General features: G+C 71.1%; 8 protein-coding genes. 6 read left to right on the top strand and 2 right to left on the bottom strand.

Annotation, left to right across the window (positions count from 1 at the left end):
• From WH07_RS15285 to WH07_RS15275, 3 genes are all read left to right on the top strand, one after another.
• Positions 1 to 1099: AIM24 family protein (locus WH07_RS15285; RefSeq protein WP_046500433.1), on the top strand; the 1099-nt coding region annotated here is incomplete at its 5' end.
• Positions 1100 to 1112: 13 nt separating this feature from the next.
• A complete protein-coding gene (locus WH07_RS15280) occupies positions 1113 to 1793 on the top strand; it encodes an AIM24 family protein (protein ID WP_046500428.1) in 681 nt (226 codons plus the stop codon).
• A 16-nt stretch (positions 1794 to 1809) separates the two neighbouring features.
• Positions 1810 to 2568: an AIM24 family protein gene (locus tag WH07_RS15275; protein ID WP_046500427.1), complete on the top strand. Its 759-nt coding sequence runs from the start codon at positions 1810 to 1812 to the stop codon at positions 2566 to 2568.
• A gap of 133 nt (positions 2569 to 2701) precedes the next feature.
• Here WH07_RS15275 and WH07_RS15270 read toward each other — a convergent pair whose 3' ends face one another.
• Positions 2702 to 3241, bottom strand: coding sequence for an NUDIX hydrolase (locus WH07_RS15270; protein ID WP_046500426.1), 540 nt, complete (start codon positions 3239 to 3241; stop codon positions 2702 to 2704).
• A complete protein-coding gene (locus tag WH07_RS15265) occupies positions 3238 to 4680 on the bottom strand; it encodes a zinc-dependent metalloprotease (protein ID WP_046500425.1) in 1443 nt (480 codons plus the stop codon). The genes WH07_RS15270 and WH07_RS15265 overlap by 4 nt, the downstream gene beginning before the upstream one ends.
• Positions 4681 to 4905: 225 nt before the next feature.
• Between WH07_RS15265 and WH07_RS15260 the strand changes: the two genes are divergently transcribed.
• The 3 genes from WH07_RS15260 (at position 4906) to WH07_RS40355 (ending at position 6974) form a co-directional block, all read left to right on the top strand.
• Entirely contained in the window at positions 4906 to 6018 is a 1113-nt protein-coding gene (locus tag WH07_RS15260) for an SDR family oxidoreductase (protein ID WP_046500424.1), read from the top strand.
• A 152-nt stretch (positions 6019 to 6170) separates the two neighbouring features.
• Positions 6171 to 6629, top strand: a complete 459-nt coding sequence (locus WH07_RS15255; RefSeq protein WP_046500423.1) for a molybdenum cofactor biosynthesis protein MoaE — start codon at positions 6171 to 6173, stop codon at positions 6627 to 6629.
• A 174-nt stretch (positions 6630 to 6803) separates the two neighbouring features.
• The gene (locus WH07_RS40355) at positions 6804 to 6974 is read left to right on the top strand and encodes a hypothetical protein (protein ID WP_198533813.1); all 171 of its coding nucleotides are present in this window, start codon (positions 6804 to 6806) and stop codon (positions 6972 to 6974) included.
• Positions 6975 to 6991: the final 17 nt, after the last annotated feature.

Raw genomic sequence — 6991 nt, 5'->3', positions numbered from 1 at the left:
GCCCCAGGCACCTCACGCACCCCAGGCGCCTCAGATCCCGCAGGCGCCCCAAGCTCCGCAGCCCGCGCCGGTGTTCGGGGCGCCGCCCGGACCTCCGGCCCCCGCCCCGGCACCCCCGCCGATGCACGGCGCGCCGACCATCGCCGCGCCCATGACCCCGCCCGGCGGGACCGTACCGCCGCCGGCGCCCGCTCCGTACGGGCAGCCGCCCCAGCAGCCGCAGTTCGGCCAGGTCCCAGGCCAGATCCCAGGCCAAGCCCCGGGGCAGACCTCTGGGCAGTTCCCGGGCCAGATCCCGGGGCAGGTCCCGCCCGCGCCCCAAGCGCCGTCCCCGTACGGTCAGCCCGCGCCCGCGCCGTACGGTCAGCCGCCAGGGCCCCCGATGGGCGTCCAGCCCGGCGTTCCGCAAGGGGTTCCCCAGGGCGCGCCGCCCGGCGGCGCCGGTCTTCAGGCCGCCCTCCAGCCGTACAAGGAGCTGCCCACCGGACAGCGCTGGACCCCGCAGAACGGCCAGTTGATGCGGGTCGACCTCGGCATGGGCGGCACCCCGGTCCTGGCCCGCCAGGGCAGCATGGTGATGTACCAGGGGAAGGTCGACTTCAGCTACAAGGGCGCCGGTTTCGCCGGCCGTATCGTCGGCAACGCCACCGGCCAGGAGATGCAGCTCATGCGCTGCACCGGCCGCGGCCAGGTCTTCCTCGCCGAGGAGGGCGCGCATCTGCATCCCGTGGAGCTCCAGGGCGACGGGATCTGCGTCTCGGCGGAGAGCGTCCTCGCCTTCGACGAGTCCCTCCAGTACGAGGTCCGCAGGATCGAGGGCCATGGGATACCGGGCGGTGCCCTGTTCACCATGCTCTTCCAGGGCACGGGCACCGTTGTCGTGAAGACCCATGGCACCCCGGTGGTCCTGCCCGTCACGCCCACGACCTTCGCCGACTGCAATGCCGTCGTCGCCTGGTCGTCCGCGTCCCAGGTGATCATCTCCAGCCAGGTCAGGCTGCGCCGCAACGCGTATCCGGGCCACAGCGGAGAGACCGTGAACCTCCAGTTCCGGGGCGCCCCCGGCAACTTCATCGTCGTCCAGCCGTACGAGGTCTGAGGGAGCCCGGACCATGAACCAGCAGCTCGCGGGCTATGCCCCCACCCCCGTCGCGGCCCGGATGGAGAACCACGGCCGCGCCATGCTCAAGGTCGCGATGGCCTCAGGACAGGACCTCTTCGCGCGCACCGGCTCGATGGTCGCCTACGAGGGCTTCATCCAGTACGAGCCGAATCCGCCCGCCATCCGCCAGATCGCCTCCCAGTGGGTGACGGGCGAAGGCACACCCCTGATGAAGTGCTCCGGCGACGGCCTGCTCTATCTCGCCGACTACGGCGCGGATGTCGTGGTCATCAACCTCGACAATGACGCGCTCTCGGTCAACGGCACCAATGTGCTGGCCTTCGACGCCCATCTCCAGTGGGGCGTCGAGCGGGTGAAGGGCCTGGCCAAGTTCGCCGGACAGGGCCTGTGGAATGTGCGGATAGCCGGGACCGGCTGGGTCGCCCTGACCTCGCGCGGTACCCCGATCGTCGTCGACTGCGGCCGGGGCGAGGACGAGACCTATGTCGACCCGGACGCCCTCGTCGCCTGGTCCCCGGCCCTCAAGGTGAAGGGCAAGCGCAGCCTGAAGGCGTCCGCGCTGATCGGGCGGGGCAGCGGAGAGGCCTATCAGATGGCCTTCTCCGGCCAGGGCATCGTCGTCGTACAGCCCAGCGAGGACAGCACCGACCGCCTGCGGATCCAGCGCTGAGGGGAGCGAGAACACCATGCAGAGTCCGCTTTTCGCCCATACGGAACAGCAGACCCAGGAGCGGTACGCGGTGCAGAACCCGCAGCTCCTGCGGGTCGCGCTCAGCGGTCAGGACGATGTCCTCGCCCGCAAGGGCGCGATGGTCGCGTACCAGGGGCTGATCGACTTCGACGGTGAGTACCAGTCGCAGAGCCAGCGCCGGGCCCGCGCCCGCACCGGTGAGGGACTGGACCTGATGCGCTGCTCGGGCCAGGGCACGGTCTATCTGGCCAATCTCGCCCAGTACATCCATGTCGTGGACGTCGACCACGAGGGGATGACGGTGGACAGCGCCTATGTGCTGGCGCTGGACTCCTCGCTGCACACCGAAGTCGTCGCGGTGGACAGCCAGTACGGCATCTCCGGCTCCGGCAAGTACCAGCTCAATGTCTCCGGCCGGGGCAAGGTCGCGCTGATGACCTCGGGCCAGCCGCTGATGATGCAGGTCACGCCGGACAAGTACGTCAACGCCGACGCCGACGCGGTCGTCGCCTGGTCCTCCGCGCTACGGGTGCAGATGCAGGCGCAGACACACTCCTCGGGCATACGGAGGCGGCGCGGCGACACCGGCGAGGGCTGGGAGCTGAGCTTCCTGGGGCAGGGCTTCGCACTGGTGCAGCCCAGTGAGGTCATGCCGCCGCAGCACGCGGAGATCGGGCAGGGCCTGGCCGCGCAGTTCGGCGTCGGCCAGCACGGAGCGCACGGCCAGAACCAGGGCAACGCCTGGAGCAGATGACCGCCGGGCCCGGCCGCCCGCGGAAGGGGGCCGGGCACCGGAGGAAGGCGTTCCGGAGACGTCGACGGACGGGGTGGCCGTGCCTCAGGGAAGAGGCCCGGCCACCCCGCCCGCCGGAAAGGCCGGACAGGGACTACGCGTCCAGCACGGCCCGGCTGCGCTCCACCAGCCGTACGACCGAGCCGTCGGCCACCGCCGCCGCCTCCTCGTAGGAGAACCAGCGCAGGTCGAGCGACTCCTCGCTGATCCGCTCGACCGCGTCGGCCGGTGCCAGCGCCGCGTACTGCACATCCAGATGCCAGTGGCACGGGGCTGGAATGGCATGCCGGTCGAGCTGTACGGGGCCGCCCGCCAGGGGTGTCAGACCGGGGATCCCGGACTCCTCCTCGGCCTCCCGCAGCGCCGCGCCCTCCAGCGTCCGGTCACCGGGCTCGCAGTGGCCGCCCATCTGGAGCCACATGCCGAGCTTCTTGTGCAGGGTGAGCAGCACCCGGCCCCGCGCCGGATCGATCACCAGCGCGCTGGCGGTGAGATGGCCCGCCGTACAGGCCTTCCACATCGCGTCCGGGTGGGCGGCGAGATGATCCAGATAGAGTCCGCGCAGCTCCTCCTGGCCCTCGTACCGGTTCTCGTATGTCTTCAGTACGAGGGCGGCGTCGTCGTGCAGGCTCACTGGTCGGTGTCGTCCTTGCCGCCTCGGCCGCCCTTGCCGCCTTTGCCGTCCGGTTCGTCCGCGGCCTCGCCGAGCATCTTGTCCAGCTCGGAGAAGTCCAACTGCTCGTGATGGACGAAGCCGTCCGGGTCGTCCAGATCCGAGGCCGTCGGCAGCATGTCCGGGTGCTCCCACAGCCGGTCACGCCCGTCGGCCCCGCGCGCGTCCGTGAGCGATGCCCACAGGCGCGCGGCGTCCCGCAGCCGGCGCGGCCGCAGATGCAGGCCGATCAGGGTGGCGAAGGTCTGCTCGGCGGGGCCACCGGAGGCACGGCGTCTGCGCAGCGTCTCGCGGAGCGCGTCGGCGCCCGTGAGCCTGCTCTTGGCCGCCTCGTGCACCACCGCGTCCACCCAGCCCTCGACCAGCGCGAGGGCCGTTTCGAGACGGGCCAGCGCGGCCTTCTGCTCGGGTGTGTCCTCCGGCTGGAACATGCCCTGCTGGAGCGCTTCCTGCAACTCCTCGGGATGCGTGGGGTCGAACTGGCCGACCACGTCCTCCAGCTTGGTGGTGTCGACCTTGATCCCACGGGCATAGCCCTCGACCGCGCCGAACATGTGCGACCGCAGCCAGGGCACATGGGCGAAGAGCCGCTGGTGGGCGGCCTCGCGCAGGGCCAGATACAGCCGGATCTCGTCCTTGGGCACACCGAGGTCCTTGCTGAACGCCTCGATGTTCAGCGGGAGGAGCGCGGCCTTGCCGGCCGGGCCGAGCGGCAGCCCGATGTCCGTCGAGCCCACCACCTCACCCGCCAGCACGCCCACGGCCTGCCCGATCTGCTGGCCGAACATCGCGCCGCCCATCGAGCGCATCATGCCGATCAGCGGGCCCGCCACGGACTGCATCTCCTCGGGGAGCACCTCGCCCATGGCCGTGCCCACCCGCTCCGCCACCGGGTCGACGAGCTGCTGCCACGCGGGCAGTGTCGCCTCGACCCACTCGGCACGGCTCCACGCCACCGCGGTGTTCGCGCCCGAGGGCAGGGAGGTGACGCCGTCCAGCCACAGATCGGCCAGCCGCACCGCCTCCTGGACCGAGGCGCGCTCCGAGGGGCCGACACTCGCGTCCTTCGTGCCGTCCGGGGTGCCCTGCGCGACCGTCTGGCGGGCGATCTGCTTGGCCATGTCCCAGTTGACAGGGCCGCCCTCATAGCTGAGCATCTGGCCGAGCTGCTGGAAGGCCGCGCCCAGATCACTGGGGTTGAGCGAACCGAACATCGCGGCGAACGGATTGTCCGCACCGCCCGCGCCGCTCGGCAGCCCGAACCCGAAATTGCCGAAGGGGTTGCCGGGACCGCCCTGACCACCGGCACCCTGACCACCTCCGGCAGGGTCCTTCTTCTTGCCGTCGCCGTCCTCCGGCTCCTCCGGCGGAAGGCCGAATCCGAATGGTGTGTCACTCACGGGGTTCCTCGGCTCGTAGGGCCACCGGCGTCCGCCGGCGGCGACTGCCCGACTACACCACCCAGCCTAAGCGGGACCGGGCGGACGAGTGTGGTACCGCCTCCGACACCCGGCCGGCTTCCGGGCTCGGTGCTCCGCCGGCCTGTGGCCTGCGGCAGGATGGACGTCACCTGGTACGTACGCGTCATTCACGTACGTATTGAAGACAACCGCTGGAGACGCCCGGTGAGTTCCCCAGATCCGCAGGTTCGCGCAGCGCGAAACCGCCCGTCCACGCACTCGTCCCGCGGCCCCGTCGTCGCGGTCACCGGCGCCGCCTCGGGCGTCGGCGGTCTGCTCACCCGGTGCCTCGCCGCCTCCGAGGAGATCAAGCAGGTCATCGCCATCGACGAGCGCAGAGGCGAGGTCTCCGAGGCGCAGTGGCACATCCTGGACGTCCGCGACCCGGCCATCGCGGAGAAGCTGCGCGGCGCGGACGTGGTGGTGCATCTGGCGCTCGACCTCGATCTGGAGACCGACCCCGCCGCCCGTACGGCGTACAACGTGCGCGGCACCCAGACCGTGCTCACGGCCGCCGCCGCGGCGGGTGTCCACCGGGTGGTGCTGTGCACCTCGGCCATGGTCTACGGCGCGCTTCCCGACAACGACATCCCGCTCTCCGAGGACGCCGAACTGCGCGCCACGGCCGAGGCCACCGGCGTCGGCGATCTGCTGGAGATCGAGCGGCTGGGCCGCCGCGCGCCCCGCGCGCACCCCGGCCTGAATGTGACGGTCGTACGGCCCGCCGTCCTGGTCGGCGGTACGGACACGGCCCTCACCCGCTATTTCGAGTCGCCGAGGCTGCTGGTCGTCGCCGGATCCCGGCCCACCTGGCAGTTCTGCCATGTCGAGGACCTGGTCAGCGCCCTGGAGTACGCCGCGCTCGAAAAGGCGGACGGGGAGTTCGCGGTCGGCTGCGACGGCTGGCTCGAACAGGAGGAGGTCGAGGAGCTGAGCGGCATCCGCCGGATGGAGCTGCCCTCCGCGGTCGCCCTGGGGGCCGCCGCGAGGCTGCACAGGATCGGTCTCACGCCCTCTCCGGCGGGCGACCTCGCGTACACCATGCACCCCTGGGTGGTCAGCGTGAGCAGGCTCCACGACGCGGGCTGGCGGCCCAGGTGGACCAATGAGGCGGTGCTCGCCGCGCTGCTGGAGGAGGTCGAGGGCCGGCACACGGTCGTGGGCCGCAGGCTCGGCCGCAAGGACGCCACGGCGGCGGGCGCAGCGGGCGCGACGGTGGCGCTGCTCGGTACGGCGGCACTGGTACGACGGGCCCGCAAGGCACGCCGGGGACGGTGAGGAACGCGGTGCCATGGGCCGTACGAGGCTCCGCGATGCCGTACTGACCCGTCGAGCCGCACTGCCCCGTCGAGCTGTACGGACCCGGTCGGGAGGCCGCAGGACCGGAGGCGCCGTTCCGGGATGTCAGTGGTGTACGGCACGATGGGCCCATGGCGAGCACGCATTCCCACCCGGGCGAGCAGGCGGCGCAGGACCCCGTCCGGCTGCTGGCGATCCGCGACACCCCTCTCACCGTCGACGAGGTGTTCCGCGCGGTCGGGGACGACGCCGCGGGCGGTACGGCGCTCTTCGTCGGTACGGTGCGCAACCACGACGGGGGCGCCGATGTGGACACCCTCGGCTATTCGTGCCACCCAACCGCCGAGGCGGAACTGCGCCGTGTCGCGGAGAAGGTCGCCGCCGACTATCCGGTGCGCGCGCTGGCCGCCGTCCACCGAGTGGGCGATCTGGAGGTCGGAGATCTGGCGGTCGTCGTCGCGGTCTCCTGCCCGCACCGGGGCGAGGCGTTCGAGGCCTGCCGCAGGCTGATCGACGACCTCAAGCACGAGGTGCCGATCTGGAAGCACCAGAAGTTCTCGGACGGCACGGAGGAATGGGTCGGCGCATAGCGGCCCGGCACTCCCTGAGAGCGCTTCTTCAAGAGGCGCGGTGGTTCTGAAACCTGGTCAGTCGTGGACGGCCCGATTTGCGTAACCGCACCCCTGCCAGCAGCGTTGTCTCAGCAGATGGTTAATCTGCTGATCGGTCAGTTTGCGGACGCTCATGTAGGTCGGGAGGTCGGTATGGCCGTACTAGCCTGGTTGCTGATTCCGCTTTTCGCCGCGATAGGCGCGGCGATATGGGGAAGCTGGGCCTCAAGGGATCGAACCATCGGGGACATAGCCGAGCTGAACGGGTACGCCCGGTTCCGCGACGCGATGGAGAGGGCGCACTCCGGTTCGGGCCGGTTCTGACACCGGCAGCCGCGCAA

The sequence above is a fragment of the Streptomyces odonnellii genome, from assembly GCF_000981895.1.
Lineage (GTDB): Bacteria > Actinomycetota > Actinomycetes > Streptomycetales > Streptomycetaceae > Streptomyces > Streptomyces odonnellii.
This window is presented reverse-complemented; position numbering and strand designations above follow the sequence as displayed.

Bases quoted from the DNA above. Each gene is read 5' to 3' on its own strand.
- WH07_RS40355 (WP_198533813.1), top strand. From the start codon at position 6,804: ATGGCCGTACTAGCCTGGTTGCTGATTCCGCTTTTCGCCGCGATAGGC.
- WH07_RS15275 (WP_046500427.1), top strand. From the start codon at position 1,810: ATGCAGAGTCCGCTTTTCGCCCATACGGAACAGCAGACCCAGGAGCGG.
- WH07_RS15255 (WP_046500423.1), top strand. From the start codon at position 6,171: ATGGCGAGCACGCATTCCCACCCGGGCGAGCAGGCGGCGCAGGACCCC.
- WH07_RS15280 (WP_046500428.1), top strand. From the start codon at position 1,113: ATGAACCAGCAGCTCGCGGGCTATGCCCCCACCCCCGTCGCGGCCCGG.